This is a genomic window from Sphingobacterium sp. (assembly GCF_032065005.1).
Lineage (GTDB): Bacteria > Bacteroidota > Bacteroidia > Sphingobacteriales > Sphingobacteriaceae > Sphingobacterium.
This window is the reverse complement of record NZ_DAMBMM010000012.1, coordinates 55,136-75,867: the sequence shown is the minus strand read 5'-3', so window position 1 is coordinate 75,867 and position 20,732 is coordinate 55,136. Positions and strand designations below refer to the sequence as shown.

At 41.5% G+C, this 20,732-nt stretch carries 17 protein-coding genes; 3 read left to right on the top strand and 14 right to left on the bottom strand.

Features of this window, described 5'->3' with window-relative positions:
* Positions 1 to 27: 27 nt before the first annotated feature.
* From RT138_RS16525 to RT138_RS16510, 4 genes are all read right to left on the bottom strand, one after another.
* Positions 28 to 1,539, bottom strand: coding sequence for an NAD(P)H-hydrate dehydratase (locus RT138_RS16525; protein WP_313191559.1), 1,512 nt, complete (start codon positions 1,537 to 1,539; stop codon positions 28 to 30).
* A gap of 60 nt (positions 1,540 to 1,599) precedes the next feature.
* A complete protein-coding gene (locus RT138_RS16520; protein ID WP_313191558.1) occupies positions 1,600 to 3,864 on the bottom strand; it encodes a S9 family peptidase in 2,265 nt (754 codons plus the stop codon).
* Positions 3,865 to 3,928: 64 nt separating this feature from the next.
* Positions 3,929 to 6,436 (bottom strand): ABC transporter permease, encoded by a 2,508-nt coding sequence (locus tag RT138_RS16515; RefSeq protein ID WP_313191557.1) that lies wholly within the window; start codon positions 6,434 to 6,436, stop codon positions 3,929 to 3,931.
* A gap of 20 nt (positions 6,437 to 6,456) precedes the next feature.
* Positions 6,457 to 7,128 carry an ABC transporter ATP-binding protein gene (locus tag RT138_RS16510; protein ID WP_313191556.1) on the bottom strand — a complete coding sequence of 224 codons (672 nt, stop codon included), beginning with the start codon at positions 7,126 to 7,128 and terminating at the stop codon, positions 6,457 to 6,459.
* 41 nt (positions 7,129 to 7,169) lie between these two features.
* Here RT138_RS16510 and RT138_RS16505 point away from each other — a divergent pair, with 41 nt between their 5' ends.
* Entirely contained in the window at positions 7,170 to 7,856 is a 687-nt protein-coding gene (locus RT138_RS16505) for an arylesterase (RefSeq protein WP_313191555.1), read from the top strand.
* A 165-nt stretch (positions 7,857 to 8,021) separates the two neighbouring features.
* Here the strand turns inward: RT138_RS16505 and RT138_RS16500 are convergent, their stop codons facing one another.
* The 5 genes from RT138_RS16500 to RT138_RS16480 all read right to left on the bottom strand — a co-directional run bounded on the left by RT138_RS16500 (position 8,022) and on the right by RT138_RS16480 (position 12,039).
* Positions 8,022 to 8,471, bottom strand: a complete 450-nt coding sequence (locus RT138_RS16500; RefSeq protein ID WP_313191554.1) for a hypothetical protein — start codon at positions 8,469 to 8,471, stop codon at positions 8,022 to 8,024.
* Positions 8,472 to 8,700: 229 nt separating this feature from the next.
* Positions 8,701 to 9,447, bottom strand: coding sequence for a phosphate ABC transporter ATP-binding protein PstB (pstB, locus tag RT138_RS16495; RefSeq protein ID WP_313191553.1), 747 nt, complete (start codon positions 9,445 to 9,447; stop codon positions 8,701 to 8,703).
* A complete protein-coding gene (gene pstA / locus RT138_RS16490) occupies positions 9,437 to 10,294 on the bottom strand; it encodes a phosphate ABC transporter permease PstA (protein WP_313191552.1) in 858 nt (285 codons plus the stop codon). Before pstA ends, pstB begins: the two co-directional genes overlap by 11 nt.
* Complete coding sequence (pstC, locus tag RT138_RS16485) at positions 10,284 to 11,174, bottom strand: phosphate ABC transporter permease subunit PstC (protein ID WP_313191551.1); 891 nt, start codon at positions 11,172 to 11,174, stop codon at positions 10,284 to 10,286. The genes pstA and pstC overlap by 11 nt, the downstream gene beginning before the upstream one ends.
* Positions 11,164 to 12,039 carry a PstS family phosphate ABC transporter substrate-binding protein gene (locus tag RT138_RS16480; protein ID WP_313191550.1) on the bottom strand — a complete coding sequence of 292 codons (876 nt, stop codon included), beginning with the start codon at positions 12,037 to 12,039 and terminating at the stop codon, positions 11,164 to 11,166. The genes pstC and RT138_RS16480 overlap by 11 nt, the downstream gene beginning before the upstream one ends.
* Positions 12,040 to 12,331: 292 nt before the next feature.
* Between RT138_RS16480 and RT138_RS16475 the strand changes: the two genes are divergently transcribed.
* Complete coding sequence (locus RT138_RS16475; RefSeq protein ID WP_313191549.1) at positions 12,332 to 13,405, top strand: DUF3667 domain-containing protein; 1,074 nt, start codon at positions 12,332 to 12,334, stop codon at positions 13,403 to 13,405.
* A 78-nt stretch (positions 13,406 to 13,483) separates the two neighbouring features.
* On the opposite strand, the gene RT138_RS16470 is transcribed toward RT138_RS16475, so the two are convergent.
* A complete protein-coding gene (locus RT138_RS16470; RefSeq protein ID WP_313191548.1) occupies positions 13,484 to 14,632 on the bottom strand; it encodes an Sb-PDE family phosphodiesterase in 1,149 nt (382 codons plus the stop codon).
* Positions 14,633 to 15,052: 420 nt separating this feature from the next.
* Between RT138_RS16470 and RT138_RS16465 the strand changes: the two genes are divergently transcribed.
* On the top strand, positions 15,053 to 15,301 hold the full coding sequence (locus RT138_RS16465) for a hypothetical protein (protein ID WP_313191547.1): 249 nt from the start codon (positions 15,053 to 15,055) through the stop codon (positions 15,299 to 15,301).
* Positions 15,302 to 15,411: 110 nt separating this feature from the next.
* Here the strand turns inward: RT138_RS16465 and RT138_RS16460 are convergent, their stop codons facing one another.
* Genes RT138_RS16460 through RT138_RS16445 form a run of 4 tightly spaced genes read right to left on the bottom strand, consistent with a single transcriptional unit; the run spans position 15,412 to position 20,725 of the window.
* Positions 15,412 to 15,879 (bottom strand): DsrE family protein, encoded by a 468-nt coding sequence (locus RT138_RS16460; RefSeq protein WP_313191546.1) that lies wholly within the window; start codon positions 15,877 to 15,879, stop codon positions 15,412 to 15,414.
* A gap of 5 nt (positions 15,880 to 15,884) precedes the next feature.
* Positions 15,885 to 16,460, bottom strand: coding sequence for a TlpA family protein disulfide reductase (locus tag RT138_RS16455; RefSeq protein WP_185213608.1), 576 nt, complete (start codon positions 16,458 to 16,460; stop codon positions 15,885 to 15,887).
* 17 nt (positions 16,461 to 16,477) lie between these two features.
* Positions 16,478 to 17,566 (bottom strand): efflux RND transporter periplasmic adaptor subunit, encoded by a 1,089-nt coding sequence (locus tag RT138_RS16450; protein WP_313191545.1) that lies wholly within the window; start codon positions 17,564 to 17,566, stop codon positions 16,478 to 16,480.
* Positions 17,567 to 17,569: 3 nt separating this feature from the next.
* Positions 17,570 to 20,725, bottom strand: a complete 3,156-nt coding sequence (locus RT138_RS16445; RefSeq protein WP_313191544.1) for an efflux RND transporter permease subunit — start codon at positions 20,723 to 20,725, stop codon at positions 17,570 to 17,572.
* Between the last annotated feature and the right edge of the window lie 7 nt (positions 20,726 to 20,732).

Genomic DNA, 20,732 nt, shown 5'->3' with positions numbered 1-20,732 from the left:
CCCAATGCTATCATTTGAACTTCATATTTACTCACTTTCATTCAAGAGATTCATAAAGGCAGATGCCAGATGATCGATCAGATCAGATGCAACCAAACTGGTCTCACCTACCCAATCTTTCGCAAAATCACCTGCAGAACCATGGATATAAACCCCGAGAACAGCTGCATCTAAGGCATTATAACCTTGGGCAAGTAAGCTACTGATAATACCGGTCAGTACATCACCAGTTCCTCCAGTTGCCATTCCCGGATTACCGGTAGAATTGAAATAAACCTCGGCAGCAGGATTAACAATAGCCGTGTTTGCCCCTTTGATGACTAAAATCACTTGGTTTTCACTGCAAAATGCTTTCACTTTCTCCAATTTTTCCAAATCATTCTCCCATTCTCCAATCAAGCGTTTTAATTCTTTTGGGTGTGGGGTCAGAATGGCATTAATAGGAAGGTGCTTCAGCAGATGTTCATTCTCAGCGATGATGTTGAGGGCATCCGCGTCCAAAACCATTTTACTGTCTTCAGCAAGAGATTGCAACCAAATTCCAAAACCGCGAACGGTTTCTTCATCTTTCCCCATCCCAATCCCTACTCCATACGCAGAAAACTCACCTTGGACCTGGAAGTCTACTAACTTTTCTTCCGATGAATCCAGTAAGACCATGGCTTCCGGAAAACCAATCTGCAACACATTATAGCCACATTTCGGAATATATGCAGTTACCAATCCGCAACCAGATTTTAAGGCGGCCTTTGTAGCCATTAATACCGCTCCCATTTTCCCCAAACTGCCACCAACGATAGCAACATGCCCAAAGGTGCCCTTATGCGAATACCTTGACCTGGAACGCAATAGGATATCAAGCATGCCTGCTTCAACATAGCGATATGATGTACTTTGCTTCAGGATCGCATTCTCATCCAACCCGATGTCCAGGACTTCAAATTCTCCTACAAAAATGGAATTCTCTGGAAGCAATAGTGCCAATTTTGGACACTGGAAAGTATAGACCTTGCTGGCACGGACAATAAGGTCTTCAAACTGACCGACCGCATCCAACATTAATCCGGAGGGCATATCAACCGATATTATCCTGCCTTGAAAATCATTGATCTGTTCTATGACTCCTCTCCATTCATCAGAAAGAGCCGCACTCAATCCATACCCAAATAAACAGTCTATTAAAAAACCTTCTAAAGGAAGATCGAGGTCATCATCTAAATCGAAATATTGGATATTGTCCAATTTATCTTGGTTCAACTGATTGTCGGCCGTATACCGATCAGACTTCAATAATCGAACTTCAACATCATAGCCTGAATCCATCAATTGCCTCGCAATGGCTAATCCATCACCACCATTATTGCCCTTTCCACACACGATGGCTATGGGCAATTCCTTGATGATATCAAAATAATCATCCAAGATGGCCGTGCTGACTATGCTAGACGCACGCTCCATGAGTTCCCAAGAATTGATCCCTTCATTTTGGATGGTTTCCTGGTCTATAGTTTTCAACTGATCTGCGTTTAGGATTTTCATAACTGAATAAAATAAGTATAGCTCCTAAATTTAGGAGCTATACGCTTATATAACAACAGATTAATTTAAATGTTTGTGGAAAAAGCCCATCATGGCTTTATAGAATTCTATCTGATTTTCCTCTTTTCCAAACCCATGTCCTTCATCATACTTCACCATATAAGGCACATCAACATCCTTTTCACGCAAAGCCTTAACAATTTGATCAGCCTCCGCAATTTTTACCCTCGGGTCATTCGCTCCTTGCACCACAAATAATGGGGCCTTTATTTTATCTACATGGAAGATTGGAGAAACTTCCTTAGCAATTTCCGCTTCTTTTGGATCATCCAGATCATACCATACCTGATAGAGCATTTCTTTATAAGGTTTCCAATATTCTGGAATGGAATTCATTAAGGTAAAGATATTGGACACCCCGACATAATCTACTCCCGCTTTATAGAGATCCGGCGTCTTGGTCAGTCCTCTTAATACGGCATATCCACCATGCGAACCACCATAGATAGCCACATTATCCTTATCAATCTGCCCCTGATCAATGACGTATTGAATACCATCTTCCACATCATCCATAGCTTTTCTACCAATTTCCTTAAATCCAGCCTTTAGAAAATCCTTACCGTAACCACCTGACACCCGGAAGTTGACTTGCAAGGTCGCAAATCCATGAGCTGCAAACAATTGTGCTTCCGGATTGAATCCCCAACTGTCACGAACTCCTTGTGGACCACCATGTGGATTGACGATCAATGGAACTTTCTTTCCTTCCGCGGCTCCCTTAGGTAGGGTTAGATAACCGTGCAATGTCAGTCCATCCCTTGATTTAAAGGAAATCGGACGCATCTCAGCCATATCTGCTTCCTTCAATTGCGGCATCAGATCATAAAGTAAAGTGATCTTTTTAGTTCCCGCATCTAAATGGTAATACTTTCCGTATAACTTATCGCTTTGTACAACTACCAAATATTGATCTTCCTTATCTGTCTTCCCAACTATGGAATATTCATAATTTGGGAATTCCTTCTGGAACAGGGAATAGATTCCTTTGAAAGTTTCACTTTTAGGCTCAATCTCCACTTTCTCACCCTCATAACCCACATAGTCCAACTCCCAATTTCTATTCCTGGATAGCCCTAATATGGTAGCATCATAATCTGGATTGGAATATACTTCCTTGATCAACTTTTTCTGACCGAGATCATACAGGACGATCCTGGCTTTGTCCGAATCCAGATTAGTTAACACGTAAGCCTCGTCTGGATTTTTAGAGGCATAATTAAACGACAATACTGAAAAAGTATCATACCATTTGGTTGTGCCAAACAATTCAAATTCCGTTTTTCCGTGCGGCTTATAAAAAAACTGGGTATTGACTCCATTTTGCATCTTGGCATAGCCCCGTAAGTTTCCATCTTTATCAAATTCATAACCTACAATGGCATTCTCAGGATCCGTATTGGTAAATAATTTCTCCATTTCACCGGTCTGCACATTGACCTTGTACGGTTCAAAGACTTGCTTGTTATCCTTGTTCATTTGGATAATGATTATATCCTTTTGCTCCTTCAGCATATTTAGGATTCCCGCTTGAACGCCTTCAAATGGTGTCAGGTCAATATTCTTCGTGCCATCAATATTGACAGCGTATAAATGGTAATTTTCATTTCCTCCCTGATCCATAATGTAAACCAGACGTTCATCATTTACCCAACCCATTCCACGGATCAATTCATCCTTCTCTTCAATAGCTCGGACCACCTTGCCTGTAGCGACCTCCTTTACCATCACATGGCGTTTGTTATTGGCGTCTTTTTCGCGATAAGAGATGTATTTACCATTTGGCGACAAGGCAAAACTTGAGGATTTTGGTTTGGCAAAATAGTCTTCTACCTTGTATTTGTAATTTCCATTCCCAAGTTCTATCAATTTCGCCAATTCAGCGTCTGATGAAACTAAACTTGGATCTCCCGGTTTGCTGATCTTGGTCTTTGCCAATTTCAATGGAAATTCCATGCCTGATTGCTTAAATATTCCTTCGAGATAATCCCCTTTAAGTTCACCTTCATAGGATAAAGCTGGCTGTTCCATCGCCAGATTAAGCTTATTGTTCTCGAACTTTACAGTCGACATGGGCAATCCCGACGCTCCTTGAGCAGGGACATCCATGGTTGCCGCTAAATTTCCGTCTTTGTCACTGATGTGAAAGATCAACTCCATTTTGGTCCCTTGGACCTCAAGTTCCCCCTTCCAATCACCTGCAACCTGAGCTTTAGTACTTATCATACCCAAAAGTACAAACAGCAATGTGAATAATTTTTTCATAATCTAAATTCAATTTGTTAGTGTATAAATTTAACATATTGTTATAATATTTTCGGTTAATATTTTATTCTTTTCGTAAGGCTTCTAAAGGAGAACGATTGATGACAGACAAACTGTTGATCAAACCGATCAGAACGGTCAATCCCACAATCAGCACCAACAACAAAGCGATCATACCAATAGATGGCACAAATACACTTTCAAAAACAAAGATAGCTAATAAATAACTCGCTAGAAGTGAAATAATTATGCCCGTTAAGGCAGAGAGCAATCCTAAAAACAGATACTCACTGATGGTAATGAGATAGATCTGCTTTCTGCTTGCACCTAATGTACGCAACAGCACATTTTCGCGAATCCGCTGAAACTTGCTGATCCGCACCGAAGATATCAAAACGATGATTCCAGTCAGGATACTGAAAGCCCCCATAAATTGGATTATAAACCCAATTTTATCTAGAATTTCTTGCAATACCGTTAAAACAGCATTCATATCGATTACGGAAACATTCGGGAAATTATTGACGATCTTCTGTTGAAATTTACTTGATTCTATTTCTGTAGGGACCTTGGTCATCATCAGATAAAACTGAGGTGCTTGATCAATGCTACCTTTGGCAAAGACAACCCTAAAATTAGACTGAAAGCGGTTCCAATCTACCTGCCGGATGCTACTGACCTTTGCAGGAATGATCAATCCTTGAACATTGAAAGACAACCTATCTCCAACCTTAACCTTGATGTTATCGGCATAATTCTGGTCCAAAGAAACCGAGGCGGTATCCTTATTTCCCACAACCCCTACCCATCTGCCGGAAGTAATGCTTTCCGTTTTGGTCAAAGAATCGCGATAGGTGGCACGGATTTCCCCGCGGAACGCTCTAGAAGAAATTTCATTGCTGGTATCTGCAACCACATCCTTTAACGTCACACCATTGACACTCTGCAATTGCATGGTAACAACAGGCACTGATTCCAATATGGGGTACCCCTCCGCTTTCGCCATTTTGGAAAGTGATTCTTGCTGCGAAGGTTGAATATCGAACATCAGCATATTTGCCTGACTCTGTTCAGATGAGATTTTCACCCGATTGATCAATAGATCCTGCACCAAAAACATGGTCGAGATCAAAGCCGTTCCCAGACCAATGGATATCATCAAGATCACCGTTTGATTATTAGGACGGTAAAGATTGGACAGGCCTTGTCGCCATAGATAAGGCCATCTCTTGGGAAAGAACCTCCTGATAAGATAAGTGAAAGCCTTTGCCACGCCGTGAAGCAATAAAAAGGTAATGCCTACTCCTGCAACAAAAACTAATGTCTGTATCCAATCTGCCATTTGAAGCCTGGCAAACCCTGTAATAAAGATCAAGATCAAAAGGTAAACCCACCAGCTCATCTTATCCTTGAACATGCTTTCCTCCTTATCGGAAATCCGAATAGAGTTCAACGGTGATATATTTCGTACGGCCAATAGTGGCAACAACGCAAATAAAACGGCAATAACGACACCTAAGCCAATTCCTTCTAAGATAGCTAGCCAGGATACACCAGTCGTTAAGCTGACTGGTATAACATCTTGCATGACCACGGGAATTAAATATTGGATCAAGGAGCCTAAGACTGCTCCAATGATACCTCCGATTAGTCCTATGCCCGCAAATTGAACCAAAAAGATATAAAAGGCCTGCTTCGCGGTGGTACCCAAACATCTTAATACAGCAACAGAAAGCAGTTTTTCGCGAACATAGATCTGAACGGAACTTGATACGCCAATACAGCCCAGCAACAGGGCTACAAATCCCACCAGTTCCATGAAACTAGCCATGTCGGCAAAAGACCTGCCGGTATTTTCTTTTGTAGTCTGTATGGTTGATGCCCTCAACTGCAGTTCCTCAATCCTTTTATCTAATTTTTCAACCTCCTTATCGACAGCAAATCCTTTGGGCAATTTGAAATAATAATGGTATTCTATACGACTGCCCTGCTGTTGCAGGCCAGAATTCTTCAATTGGGCAATCGGTACAAAAACTGAAGGTGCCATGGCTCCTGCAATGGCAGCCTGTCCAGGTTGGGAAAGCACATTCCCTAAGATTGGGTAACTGTTGTTCCCGAGTTGAACGGAATCCTTTACGATAGCATTGAATTGCAACAAAAGTGAATTCTCCACATATACCCCGGCCATAGTCCCAAAATCCCGATAACTGTTGGATGGATTAGTTTCCACTTCACCATAAAAAGGATAGTGACCTTCAATGGCACGTACTTGCACCAATCTGGAGCCCTCCGCTTTTGGAAATCGGATCATGGACATAAATCTTTCTTCCTTGGCAAAATCTTCACTCAAACCCTTCAGGGAATCAATAAATTTCATGGCTTCTGCAGAAGGCTGCCTTCGACTTTCCAGTTCCAGATCCGCACCGATCAATTCCGCCGCTTGCGAATCAATGTCCTTCCGGAGATTTTCATTAAAGGAATTCATCGCCACCAAGGCCGCTATCCCCAATATAATGGAAGATATAAAGAGGAATAACCGTGATCTATTTTTACGGCTGTCTCGCCATGCCATTAAGAGTATCCAGCGCCAATTCATTGGATCTTTCCTCCCTTAATTGGAATTATCTTTTGCGTTTTTGCCGCTAGGTCCAGATCATGGGTCACGATAACCAAAGTAGTCCCAGATTCTTTATTCAATTGAAACAACATGTCTTCAATGATCGCACTGGTTTCTGCATCCAGATTTCCAGTGGGCTCGTCCGCAAATAATATCTTAGGTTTATTGGCAAATGCCCGCGCTAAGGAGACCCGTTGTTGTTCACCACCCGATAGCTGGGAAGGATAATGGTCCGCACGAGAAGATAGGCCTACCTTGTCCAACAGTTCCAAAGCCTCCTTTTGTTTATTCTTCATTCCCCGCAATTCCATCGGAACCAATACATTTTCCAATGCTGTGAGCGTAGGCAACAATTGGAAGTTTTGGAATACAAAACCAACATGTTCATTTCTTACCTGCGCCAATTTATCCTCGCTCAGCCCTGTTAATTTTATTCCATTCAATAGGATATCCCCTTCCGAACTTTGGTCCAGACCAGCGCACAACCCTAATAAGGTGGTCTTGCCGCTGCCTGACGGACCCACAATAGAAACGGTGGAACCTTCTTCTATTTCAAAATTGATATCATTTAAGACTGGGATTTTATGGTCTCCAATTTGATAATTCTTGAAGACATGCTGAACTTGTAGGATCATAGTAGATGACATATCTAATAAATTTATATATTATTTTTAATTAAATTAGCCTTATGAATCACATCAAATCTATAATATCAGCCGTTTCCGTTGTTTTTTTACTTGCATCTTGCAATAACTCCAACCCACAGCAGAAATCTCCATCATCTTCTGATAGTACAACGCTGGATACGACCAAAATAGAAAGCAGCAAGCGCATCCTGTTTTTCGGCAATAGCTTGACGGCAGGATTAGGCCTAGATGACCAGTCGGAAGCATTTCCGGCCTTGATACAAAACAAAATTGACTCCCTGAATTTAGGATACACCTGTATAAATGCAGGTCTGAGCGGCGAAACTTCAGCCGGTGGAAAAGACAGGGTCGATTGGTTATTAAAAGATAAGATTGATGTATTCGTCCTTGAATTAGGTGCCAATGATGGTCTACGTGGGATCTCACCTGATGCCACTTACCAAAACCTAAACGAAATTGTCGACAAAGTCAAAAAAGCATATCCAGATTGCAAGCTTGTTCTTGCAGGGATGATGGTTCCGCCAAGCATGGGAGACCAATATTTCAAGGATTTCGCTGCGATATTCCCGAAATTGGCCAAAGAACAAAACATGACCTTAGTACCTTTCCTATTGGACAAGGTTGCCGGAATCCAAACCCTGAACCAAGGAGACGGCGTACATCCCACCAAGGAAGGACAACAAATCCTAGCAGAAAACGTCTGGACGCATTTAAAAGGAATATTGTAGGGTATATGGTCAAAGAGAATGAATTAATCATGATCTTGGTCCATCCTCCCATGCTGTACCCTGAGCTACGCCGAAGGGCATCCTGGTTCAAAAAAAGGATTCCCTTTCGGAAATCCTTAACTAAAAAATTTAAAAAACAACTAAAATTCTTGAATGCAACAACCTTTATTTAAGGAAAACTTGTTGGTGTAATTGATTGATATCGATATCTGGGAACTGTCTATCAAAATCAATTGACATATCCATCGAATCAATTTGGCCATCGCCATTGGAATCCCAATCCATGGAAACATAATATTTGATGGAATCTCCTTCTTGTACTTCAGGTTTGATCAACGTTAAATGGTCCATTGGGATTTCAAAATCCACGGTAAAGGGCACTTGTGCTGCCTCAAAGTCTACTTCATCTATCATGGTCGCTGATACATCGGCTACATTTGCTGGTACGGCAAATAATTTCACTTTTCCTTTGCTATTCTGTAGGACAGAATCTTGTTGACCGACAAACTCCACGGTCAACAATTGAGGGCCTTTTACGACTTCACCTGATCCCTTAAGTCCACAGCTGCTCAGGACCAAAGCACAAAGGCCACAAAAAACGATTAATTTTCTCATAACTTAATTATTTTAACGGTTAAATATAGTTTAAATTCTCATAACTCAAAGAAAGTTTTAATAGTTTAACAAAAACCTAACATAAATGTTTTAAGGATAATATTAATAAGGGTTTGAAGATGAGGAAGGTATCCTAAAAATAAGAGAACCTTGGTTTACCGAAGTAATCTCAAGGTTCTCACAAGGATAATGTTAATATATAAACGGAACGGAAAAATATCTCGTTTGATTAGCCAAATTGGCCGGTAATGTAATTAGCGGTAACTTCATTCAGTGGATTTCCAAAGATTTGCTTGGTCAAGCCCTCTTCTTTTACCTCCCCTAGATACATAAAGACAGTTTTATCAGCAATACGCTGCGCCTGTTGCATATTATGGGTAACAATGACAATCGTGTATTTCTCTTTCAGGTGCATGATCAGCTCTTCGATTTTCAAGGTACTCACGGGATCCAGAGCCGAACAGGGCTCATCCATTAAAATAACTTCAGGTCTCAAGGCCACTGCACGTGCAATACATAAACGTTGTTGCTGACCACCAGATAAACGGGTGGCAGGCATTTTCAAATCGTCCTTTACCTCTTCCCATAAGAATGCCTCACGCAAAGCCTTTTCAATGATGGCTTTATCATGCGGTAAATTATTGATCTTTAAGCCATAAGCGATATTCTCATAGATACTCTTGGGAAATGGATTGGCTTTTTGGAAAACCATACCTATTCTCTTTCTGATTTCCGTAACAGGAACGGCTTTGGAATAAAGATCTAGATCCTCCAACTTCAACGAGCCTGTTATTTTGGCATCTGCTGAAAGGTCATGCATTCTGTTGAAAGAACGCAATAAAGTACTCTTTCCGCATCCTGAGGGTCCAATCAAGGCTGTAATTTCATTCTCTGCAAACTCCACGTTCACATTATTCAGCACATGCTTGGTACCGAAACTGATGTTTAGATTTTCTGCGGATAACTTAGTTTTCATTTTTTCTGTACTTATAACGAATATAAAATGCGGTCAGGTTCAGTAAGAACACAACAATGATTAATACGAGAGCCGTACCATAAGCAATCGGACGGACTTCATCAATGGATTGATGCTGTGTTGACAACATATATAAGTGATATGGCAAGGCCATAAATTCTTGATTGATAAATGCACTGGTACCATTGATGTAAAATGCGGCACCTGTAAATAGTATGGGAGCTGTTTCTCCGGCTGCCCGTGACAATGTCAGTACCACACCTGTCAAAATCCCTGACATGGCTGATGGAATGATCACATCTTTAATGGTCTCAAATTTTGTTGCTCCAACAGCTAATGCTGCTTCTCGGGTTGAATTCGGGATTCGCATCAGCGCTTCCTCCGTTGTCGTAATGATATACGGTAAGGACAAGAGCCCTAAGGTTAAGCCGGCAGCAATTAAAGATGTTCCAAAATGCATGGCCTGTACAAATAATGCCAATCCAAAAAGCCCATAGATTATGGATGGTACCCCAGAAAGGTTCCGGATGGAAGCACGAATCGTCCTGGTCAACCAGCTATCCTCTGCATACTCTTGGAGGTAGATGGCACAGGCAACTCCAAATGGAATGGAAAACAATGCCGTAATCAAGGTAAGCAAAACGGTTCCAATGATAGGTGTCAGGATCCCTCCTTTGGTCATTCCATCGGATGGAACTTTCGACACAAATTCCCAGGACAGTTGACTAGAGCCTTTGGAAACAATTTCCCAAATCACAACCACCAGAAAGAAACACACCAATAAGGTACTGGTCAATAAAGTACCCCACTCAATGATACTTGATAATCTATGTTTTCTACGCTGCATGATATTTTCTGAATCGGTTAATAAAATACTCGCCCAACATATTGGCCGCTAATGTCATGATGAACAATACGGTTGCAATGGCATATAGTGCGAAATAATGTGTTGTTTGATATGGAACTTCCCCCATTTCAATGGCGATGGTCGCTGTCATGGTTTTTACGGAATCAAACATACTTGTCGGTAAGATGGAGGCATTTCCGGTCGCCATCAATACGGTCATGGTTTCACCGATTGCACGGCCAACTCCTAGCATCACCGCAGCAATAATACCCGGAGCCGCTGCTGGGATCACCACTTTACATAGTGTCTGCCATTTAGTCGCCCCTACTCCGTAACTGGCTTCCTTATAGGTCTTTGGAACAGCATGAATGGCATCTTCAGCTACCGTAATGATGGTTGGCAAAGCCATTACCGCCAATAATATGGCACCATTCAAGGCATTTAAACCATTCGAAAGATCAGCCAAACTCGCAATCCCTGGGCTTACCACCACAATACCTAAGAAACCGATCACCACGGAAGGAATTGCAGCAAGCATTTCAATCGCCGGTTTCAAAAAATTCTTCAACCTCGGACTGGCATATTCAGCAATAAAGGCAGCTGTTCCAATCCCTAAGGGAATAGCGATCAACATCGCCCCGAAGGTGACGATCGTGGTACTAATGATTAATGGAAGCATCCCGTATTTCGGATTCTTTCCGGTAGGATTCCATTCCATCCCTGTAATAAAATCCAAGGGTTTGACATCCAAGAAAAATGAAAAGGAATTGTAAATCAACATGGCTAATATTCCGCCCAGTAAAGCCAGCACCAAAAATCCTGTGGCCTTGAAAACGAATTTGAAAAAAACGTCCAAGGATAATCTTGCTCTATATTTCATTTTTTTGATTTTCTAAGATATAATAACCATGGTCTTCAATCAATATTCTTCCCACAGGGCTGCGTTCGAAATTGATAAATGGGCGTACCTTTTCCCAAGATTTTGCGAGGATAAATTGGTACAGCGGTCTTTGGAAGAAGTATGTACCATTATTGATGGCATCCTGATCCAATGGTGAAATCGAATGACTGGTTTTATCCTTTTTGATCTTTAATATTTTTATGCCTTGCGATTCTTGCGGATCTGGAGAGACATAACCAGCGCCAACATAACCTATTCCAGTCTTATCCGCCTTTACACCCTCGATAATCTGGGCGTTCCCTGTCATCTCCTTTGCCGTATTGGCAAATTCAATCTTCAGTTTCTTTTTCACAAAGGAATGGGTGCCAGAGCTGCTCTGACGACCATAAATGTTGACCGGAGAATTGATTGCCTTAACCTCCGACCAATTTTTAATGCTTCCGTCCATGATCTTTGCCAAGGTTTCTACATCAATGGAATCAATTGGCAAATCCTTATGAACAATAAAGGCTGTAGCATCCTCGGCAAAAACAACCGTTTTGATATCGATGTTCTTATCTTGGAATTGCTGCACCTCCTCCTCGGAAAGTGGCCTCGAGGAATTGGCAATGTCTGCCTGTCCATTCATCAAGGAAGTGATTCCTAACCCCGATCCACCACCAGAAATGGCAATACTGAAAGTCGGATCCAACTTGGTGAATTTCTCCGCCAAATTAACCGCCAAATTTACCTCCGTATCAGACCCCTTCATCTTGATGGAATTGGAATTATTACTACATGAATAGAAAAACGTAGTACCTAACAAAGTTAGGATTGGAAAAAAGCGAATTATACTATTTCTCATCCCCACAAAAATGAAGATTAAGAATTAACAAATTATTAAGCCAATATTAACGAATATGCATATTGATGTTTTTGTGTAAAGGAATTGTAAAATAAACATTAAGATAAGGCTGCAATACAGGGTTCGATGTTAAATATTTATTCAATTACTTTCTATTTTTTTATTATTTAGAAAAATTAACCCCAAGCACTAGCGTCCTTACAAAGACTCCATGGCTAATTTTTTTTGTTGGAATAAGGCCTTATTTTTTTAATAATATTTAATATTTTGCATTAAAATACTAACCAAATTAATGAGCCACGGAAAACTACGTGAAGAAAAAAACTGCTTAAACTGCGGTCACTTCGTCGAAGAAAGGTTCTGTCCCCATTGCGGACAGGAAAACACGGAAAACAGACAGCCTTTTCATTATCTCTTCACCCACTTTTTTGAAGATTTTACCCACTATGATGGACAGTTCTGGAAAACCATGAAGTACCTGTTGTTCTTTCCAGGAAAGTTGACCAAAATCTTCCTTTCTGGAAAAAGACAAGGATATGTACCCCCAGTCAAATTGTATATCTTCATTTCCTTTGTAACCTTCTTTATTGCTTCTTTCGTAGGCACCAATAGTCATGATGACAATTCAGGAAATGTTTCCTTAGATTCCTTACAAAAGGAAATCTTACGTAAGGAGCTAAATCAGGATCTTTTAGACAATGGAAGCATTGGAGTTTTAGATTCTGCGGAATTAAATTCAAAAATTGAACAAGTCTTTAATCTGGATAGCTTACAGCATGAAAAGAATGCCGATTTAAGCAATACTAAGCTGTTCAATTTTAATTCCTTAGCTGAGTACGACTCCATCTCCAGCGTAAATCCATCCATCATCAGAAAGATTTTCAGGCCTTATGTCAATAAATATTTTGAACTGAAGGAGCATCAGGTTCCATTGAATGATATAGTACAGAGCTTTGTGACTGTTTTTATGCATACTTTCCCAAAAGCCCTATTTTTCTACCTACCGATCTTTGCACTGATCCTGTACCTCTTCCATGACAAGAAAAAATGGTGGTATTACGACCATGGCGTTTTTACACTTCATTATTTTTCTTTCTTGCTCATGATTGCTACCTTATTCCTGATCATGAACCTGATCGAACCAAGCCTTCACGCTTATGCCTGGTTCAACCATCTCTCCACATGGATATACGGCATTGCCATGATATATGCAGGCCTGTACTTCTTTATTGCACACCATCGTTTCTATGCGACTAGGAAAAGAAGGAGTATCCTGATTGGGCTATTGGTGTTTATTGTCAATTCATTTGCTTTTTCAATCCTATTGATGATCCTGGTAAGCATTTCTCTGCTGCTGATCCATTGATCCAAAATACGGTATAAACAAAAACCGCTCACAGAATTTCCGGAGCGGTTTTTTAATATTAACTTGTTGGTTGTATGCTTATCTAAGATTGATCTCAAACTGCAAATGTTTGTCACTTCTGATATAAGTGGAAACAATTTCATAGGACAGCTTCGATTGACCATCTTCGGCAGTCAAGATTTGAGTGGATTCCGGATAAAGGACCAATCGTTTTGTTCCCTTTCCTTCTTTTAGTATCAGTTCAAAGTATAGGTCACTATTGTTCTGGATTTCATAGTATCGGGTCTTTACTTTTGTTTTGCCATTGATTTTTTCATGATAGGATGCTGAAACCGAAACACAGGCGTTCACTAATCCCCTAACATGTTCTTCCTTACCAAAAAGATAGTTACTTGACCAAGCTACGGTACGGCCTGCTTCCAAAGCTTCACGGATGCCAGCTGCGGAACGGTCCTTTGACATGACCAATGTCATGGTTCTATGGACCCCTGGTTTTTCCATATCATAATCATGGGCAATCAGGTTATGGATATCCGTGTTTCCAATAATGGTCAGGTTACGGTCCAACGCCCAATCCAACGCTTTCTTATGAAATCCAAGTCCATTTACCACTTCGATGCCATGGAGTTTTTTCTCTTGGTACATCTTTTCCACAAAATCGATCCATTCGTAAGAGCCAGGTATGTTATTTACTTGCCAACCAGGATGGTTCCAAAAGATAAAGGCTTTCTGGCCATAAACCTTATCGATCGCTTCTTGGTCCAGGCTTGCATTATTATCGGAAACGAGGGTATTGGCGTCTTGAATAAACAGGGCATTGAAATGGCCTGGAGGAGTTTGACGGGTGATTTCAGTACCTTTCACCAAAAGGATATTGTTTTCTTTCGCTAATTCTACGGCTAAATCATGGGAACGGTTATGATCTACCTTAACATCCGCACTGTGCGGATTATATTCCATGTGTTCGGTATATGAAATAGCGTCCAATCCTTCACGCCAAGCTTCCTGAACACGGACATTTGGCCACACATGACCATCCGTAAAGACCGTATGCATATGAAAATCACATTTCAAAACCTGGAAACCATTGACATTGGGAATATTTAAGTTCTTGCGTTTGACTGGATATGCAAACTCCGATAATTCCATAATGCCATGATCAGTTTGGCCTTGCGTAACAACTACTGAAAGAAGCAATGCCCCCAATAGAGTAGATTTAATTTTCATAGTTTAATCAGCTTAAGTTATGGTCACGAAAATAACAAAGCTTTATTAAGAGAATATTAACATTGTGTTGTCGATTAATTAAGAAAATAAAAGTGTTTTACATTTTTTCCAATCTCTTTTTTAAGGAATTTTCAATGATCCGACCTGCCTTTCGTTTGAGAATTCTTGTAGGGTTTTGGATTGACCTTATTCGAGACACATTCCGAATTTTCCGAATATGTCTCGAATGAGACCAAAGGAGGGTTCGAAAAATAGCCTTCATAATTTATAGAATTTTAGTGGGATTAAAGGGAAGTGGTTGAACCAGGATGGAAAGGATGAGAGGATGAAACAAGATTAAAGCACCAAAAGGAAGTTTCTTTAGCTCTCTGCTATTCTGAACGATCAGTGAGGAATCTGTTCGCTGTTTTTTTTAAAATCATGTCATCCTTCACCAAAGGTGCAGGAACTGTAAGATGTGTTGTACCAGGATGCCTTTGCACGCAGCTCAGGGTACGGGATGGGGGTTCGACAGGCTCACCCACCGGATGTGCCAAGAGAATGGAAAAAAATGGTGTACAGTTCTTCAATCTTCGATTGAAGATGTCAGGGTCTTTGGTAGGGGAACCGTACAGATTCCTCCCTATCCGTTCAGAATTGGAAGTTGCTATTTTTCTATTAGAAGTGTAAATCTTGGCCCATCCTCCAATCCTCGTTGGGTGAGCGGAGTCGACCCCCCATCCTGGTTCAAAAAAAGCAACCCTTTCTGGGTTGCTTTTTTTTATTTTCTGCTATGATCCTTAAGGCTTGATCACTGTCCAGCCTTCATTATTTAAGATCACGAGTTCTCCATTGCCACTTGGGGTGTATCCAATAAAGTCAAAGAGTTCATCCTTTTTATATCCTCTTTCATCAAGAGAATTCAGGCATTGAACCACACGTACCCCTTTTTCAATAAGTCCCAAAAGTTGTTCTTCATATTGATTGTCTTTGCGCATCACTTCCGTACCTCCGGAAAAGGTTACCAGTTCGACTTCTAGTTTGCCACTTAAACGTGGATCTTTGAGGAGGTTATTGATGTTTCTGAAAGCTTTCTTTACGATATCAGGATTATCGGTATCCAATTGATACACGGCTTTATACTGTTCTTTTTGCGTATCTGCACCTATATATTGTTGATTTTTTGCGATCAGCTCTTCACGTGACTGCGCAAAAGCATCATCTGCATGTAATCCAGCGAGTAGCACCATAATTATTATGTATTTCATTGATATTATCTTTCGTTTTCTTTTGTAAGGTCGATTAATCCTTGTTTAAGTTTCTCGGACTTAAAATCCATCATCCCGACCTGCTTGCCGATAATGTCTCCATTTTTGGCAAGGATTACGGTCATTGGAATGGAATTGGACATTAACTCCTCAGGGAGTTCCGAACCAACGGTGTACAAGGGCAAGGTATATTTGTTCTTGGCCATAAATTTGGCGGCCTTATCAATATCTTGATCCACTTCAATGGCCATAAAGACGATATCCTTTTCAGATTTCAATTCCTCATGCAATTTTTGCAGGGAAGGCATTTCTGCAATACATGGAGGACACCATGTGGCCCAGAAGTTCATGACTACCACCTTTCCCTTAAGGTCGCTCAATGCAACAGTTTCACCATTGATATTGGTAAAACTAGCTTTCAGGTCATTTTGTTTGCCGACCATTTTTGCTTCCTGAACTTCTTCTGTATTATCAACCTGAACCGTTGAATCAGCAGAACCTTCCTTTTTGGTCCCGGAACTACATCCAACTGCCAATAGGGCTAACATAGAGATTCCCAAAATCATTTGCTTCGTTTTCATATTTAAATTTGCTTAGATTATTTTATTATTTGAACTATTTGCCCAGAATTAATTTCTTCTGAGCCTTTTTCAATGACCTGATCTGTTGGTTTTAGATCACCAAAAACTTCCATCATCTTATCTTGGGCCTGACCTAAAACCACTGGAACGCGTTCTACCTTGTTTCCTTCAACCAGTTTCAGGACAAATATTCCTGACTGGGAATTCACCACGGAAGATTGGGGTACAAATACCGTAGGTCTTTTACGCTTAAGGTTTAATTGCACATCCGTATAATCACCACCATTCAAGGCTCTACTCCTATTTGGCACATCAAATTCTAATGCCAAGGATCTAGAAACAGGATCAATCACCAAAGCGTTCCTTTTCAACTGGGCTGTAAATACCGTATCAGGTTTGCTCAGCACCTTGAATCTTGCGACGGTACTGTCTGAGATCGATTGTGCATGTAATTCAGGCACGACCACCTTTAACTTTAAATTATTGTTGTCTACCAATTTAAAGAATGGCATTCCCATATCGCCCATCAATGCACCTACAGAAAAGTTCCTTTGGGTAATCACTCCAGAGAATGGAGCCCTTACCACCAGATACTCACGCATCTGGTTTGATTTTTTGTAAGAGAAGTTACTCTCTTCCAATGCGGCGCTATCCCGCAACATCGAACCATAGGCTTGCTCGTATTCTAGGTCAGAAACTGCACCTGAACTTTGGTTCTTTACCTTTTTCAAGCGATCGAACCGGCTTTTGCTAACTTCGAAATTTGCACTCAATTGCTGGGATTTTGCTCGGTCCGCTGTGGATTGGATATCCATTTCAGGAGCTTCCAAAACCGCAAGGATCTGACCTTTGCTCACTTGATCGCCCACATCAACATTGATCTTTCGGACAAAGCCTTTGATCTTTGCAAAGACATCCACCGATTCATAGGGATGCAATTCTGCCGGCAACTTCAAGCTGTACGAAGGTTGTTGTTCAATGGGTTGGGTAACCTTGACCGAAACCGTATTATTGGATGGACTTTCCTTTTTAGTATCTGCCTCTTTGCTGTTTGCCTGGCAACCAGCTAATAATAAGACAAGTCCGAATATGCTAAGTTTTTTCATGGTTTATTTATCTAAATAAAATTTACTGTTTGAATCATCAGGATCCAATGAAGGTGATCCATAAGATGCGTTGTTCATGATAAGACTGAAAATCAATGGAATAATCAATAGAATAGTTATGGTAGAGCTAAGCAGTCCACCAATAACTGCTTGGCCTAATGGAGCAACCTGTTCACCACCATCTCCCATTCCCAATGCCATTGGAGTCATTCCCGCAAGCATGGCCAAGGCGGTCATCAGAATAGGACGGAACCTAGATTTGGCAGCCAATAAAGCCGATCGGGAAGCCGTTAGATTCAGTTTCTTTCTATACCATTCTGCCTGATTGATCAACAAGACCGCATTGGAAACCGACACACCGATGGACATAATGATGCCCATATAGGATTGTAGGTTCAAGGTACTTCCTGAGATCCAGATCATAATGGAAGAACCGGCAATCACTGCAGGAACTACAGATAGGATAACCAGACTTACTCGAACAGATTGGTAATAGGCGGACATCATAAAGAAGATGACCACAATCGCAATGGATAGCCCTGAAAGTAATCCTGACAAGGTATCTTCCAATAAAGTTAGGTTACCTTCTTTCCAGATTCGGGTACCACGTGGTGCCTCTCCCACCTTTTCCAGGGATTCATTGACCGCCTTATTGGCAGCACCAAGATCTTTTTCATGGATATCTGCAATAATGCTCACATACCTATTAGGTCCTCTACGGTTTACCTGTGCGGGAACCTCATTGGCTGTAATGGTGGCAATATCTTCCAACAATGGCGTTGATGAGCCAGCTTTAACCGGAATAGATCTCAAATCTTGAAGCGTCTGGATCATGTTTTCAGGTACCTGGACCTGTACTTGGAAAACCAAACCTGATTTAGGATCCACCCATAGGTTCTTATCCGTAAAACGGGTCGATGAAGTTGTTGCAGCCAAGTTTCGGGAAACTTCCTGAACCGTTAGACCAAATTCTGCCAACCTTCTGCGATCAATCTTGATGTCAATAGTTGGATAATGTAAGGGTTCGGCTAGCTGCACATCCTTTAAGAAAGGATAGGTTGCCAATTCCTTTTTGATTTTTTCAGCAAAAGCTTCGGCGTTCTTCAATTGCGCAGCGCTTACTTTCACCTCCACTGGAGTCATGGAGCCCTGTCCAATAATTTTCTCCATCAGCTCAATCGGTTCGAAATTTATCCTTGCATCTGGATAATTCTCCTTAACATGGTTCCGAACAAATTCCTTGAACTCATCTGTTTTCATCCCTAATTTCTTCTTGTCCAAGGAGAATTGCATGACTGCCTCTCCAGTTGAACTCGTAAACAAGAAAATAGGGTTGATTGGATTTGCTGATGGATGCATGCCGACAAAAGAAGATGATATCTTCAGACTGTTTTCAGGCAACTCGGCAACGAGACTATTGGTCATCGATTTTACCGCCTCTTCCGTACGCTCCAATCTGGTACCATCTGGCATGCGCAACCTGACTTGGAAGTCGCCACCTTCTGATTTGGGCATGATATCCGTACCTAAGATATTCACGGCACCAAAAACCAACAGCAGAGCTACCGCAATATAGAGCACGGAAATCAATTTTGATTTCGCAAAATAAGAGCGTAATCTATATACATATTTCACTCCTACTTTGTCCACAAAAGACCGTTTATATTTCCCAGCATGATGCTTCTTGGTCTTCATGATCCAATTGGCCATAATCGGCACGAAGGTTTGGGAAGATATAAACGAAGCGATCATCGCAAAGGCAACGGCCATGGACAATGGCATAAACATATCGCGTGGTATCCCTTCCATCATAAATGCTGGGGTCAGCACTGCCAAAATACTGAGTAGGATCAGCAATTTTGGAGCTGATATTTCTAACAGAGCATCCAGGATGGCCCGGGATTTTTTCTTCCCTAGCTCCATGTGCTGATGGATATTCTCAATGGTCACCGTGGCCTCGTCGACGAGAATACCGATGGAAAGTGCCAATCCCGAAAGGGTCATGATATTGATACTCTGTCCCATCATATGCAGGGTAATCACTGCAGTAATAATGGCAATCGGAATGGTCAGGATTACAATCAGTGCACCTCTTGGGTCTCGAAGGAAGAGAAATACCATCAAGCCCGTCAATAAGGCTCCCAAGGCACCTTCAAAAATCAAATTGGACAGTGACCGGGAGATATAAACAGATTGGTCGAAGGCGTAGGTAATTTTCACCCCTTCAGGAAGTAGGCTTTCCAACATGGGCAAAGCTTTCTTCAGGTTATCAACCGCATCTAAAGTGGATGCATCGGGCTTTTTGATAATTGGCAGGTATACCGATCGTTTTCCATTGATGATGGCATAACCAACGGTTTGATCCGCCGCATCCATGACCGTCGCTACGTCTCCGATCAATATGGTTCGTCCGTTCAAAGATTTAATGGGCGTCTGTAAAAACTCTTCCACCCCATTGGAAATGGAATTAATAGGCGCCATCAGGTTCTTATCGCCGATCCGCACATTTCCTGCAGGTGAAGGCATGGAGTTTTTAGTGACAGCAAGGGTCACTTCCTCTGGACTTAAGCCATGGGCTTTCATCTTCTGGGGATCAATATTGACCACCAAACTTCGCATATTACCACCGAAAGGTGCAGGAGCCGTAATCCCCGGGATATTCACGAACATCGGCCGTACTTTCGTAACTGCCATGGTTTGAAGTTCGGTAACCGAATGTTGGTCCGAGTCGAAGACCAATTGACCGACCGGCAATGAACTACCATCAAAGCGTACAACCATGGGTGGTACCGCTCCGGAAGGCAGGAAACCCATTGCCCTAGAAACCTGCATACTGATTTCAGCAGATGCTTGGGACATATCCGTACCGGGGTAGAACGTCAATTTCATTAAGGAAAGACCTTGCACACTCTTGAAATCCAGCTCTTTGACGCCGTTTACAAAGAGTAGTACTTTCTGGAATTCATTGGCCATAAAGCCATCCATATAGGCCGGTGAGAGTCCACCGTATGGCATGGCAATGTACATGGCAGGAGACTCGATCTCCGGAAATATATCGACTTTAATCTTTTTGATAACCGGCCATGAAAAATAGGCAATCGCGAAGATGACCATGATGATGGCGATCGGTTTTCTTAAAGCAAAACGTATTAAATTCATAGTATTC